This window comes from Methylobacterium sp. E-041, from assembly GCF_022829665.1.
In the GTDB taxonomy this organism is placed as follows: Bacteria; Pseudomonadota; Alphaproteobacteria; order Rhizobiales; family Beijerinckiaceae; genus Methylobacterium.
In genome coordinates this window covers 1-1,037 of the sequence record NZ_JAKSYQ010000020.1, presented here as the reverse complement: position 1 = coordinate 1,037, position 1,037 = coordinate 1, and the positions used below count along the sequence as shown (strand labels likewise).

The 1,037-nt window shown below is 61.4% G+C and carries 1 protein-coding gene; it reads right to left on the bottom strand.

Translation table 11 applies throughout. From position 1 onward, the window contains the following. Positions 1-263: 263 nt before the first annotated feature. Positions 264-890: a hypothetical protein gene (locus tag MKK70_RS00625; RefSeq protein WP_243945387.1), complete on the bottom strand. Its 627-nt coding sequence runs from the start codon at positions 888-890 to the stop codon at positions 264-266. Between the last annotated feature and the right edge of the window lie 147 nt (positions 891-1,037).

The window sequence follows — 1,037 nt, the reverse complement described above, 5'->3', positions numbered from 1 at the left end:
AACTTCGGCGAGCCGGCCGGCCCGCGCGACGTCGGCACCTACGAGGCCGAGCATTCCGGCCTGTTCCAGCCGATCGCCAAGATGTTCACCCAGGTGCGCGAGATCTCGGGGATGATCCAGCACGAGGTCGGCGCGTTCGGGGCGTAGAGGTTGCGATCGTTGCCCCAACCGTTGTCGGCGTTGTCGATGAACTTCACCGCGACATCGTGAGCGCCTGAGCCGAAGAGATCGGAAGGGCGGAGGGTAGGGAAAGGGCGATAAGCTTAGTGTACAGAGGTGGTGAGCGTGCCGCAGAAATGATTAACGTCGACCGTCACGATGAAGTGCGGGTCACCCTGCCAGTTGTCGCCAGAGACCTTGAACACCAAAGTGTCCACTCCTGTGCTCACAGGAGAAGCCGGGTTTGAAGCAGGAGCTGTAACAGGGACTGAGGGTATCTCAAGCGACGACTGGCCTAGACTAGCAATGGCGCTCTTGTAGGCAGCGCCTGCGGTGGCGTTTGCGCCTGTGCTCAGCTTGCCGTTGTAGTCAGCGTTCGAGTCCCAGTAGTTCTCGTAGACCATTTTATGGTCGGCCATCCACTTGGTCATGGCCTGAACGTAGGGACCCGCGTTGTCGCTGGCGACACCCCATTCGGAGATGGCAGTGGCCTTACCGTGGGCTGCGGCGAAATCCTGCTGCCACTCTAGGCCGTAGGTGCGGGTGACCTCGCCCTTGAACCCCTTGGCGGCATCGGTGCCGTCCCATAGGGTGCTGTAGTAGACGTCTGTGCCGATCACATCGACGTACTTGTCGCCCGGATCCGCCTTCTCCGGGTTCATGTTGCCACCATCGTTAGTGGTGTCCCATACGACCTTGAACTTGTCGGACACGGAGCGGAACGTGGTCACCAGCTCCTGGAAGGCTTTGATGAACGCGGCTTCGTGGCCGTTGGCCGCGCAGGGCTTAGCGCAGACCAAGGCCAGCAGCGACGGCAACATCTACGTGCGCGTCGGCTGGGAGTTCAACGGCTCCTGGATGCCCTGGGCCGCCAACGG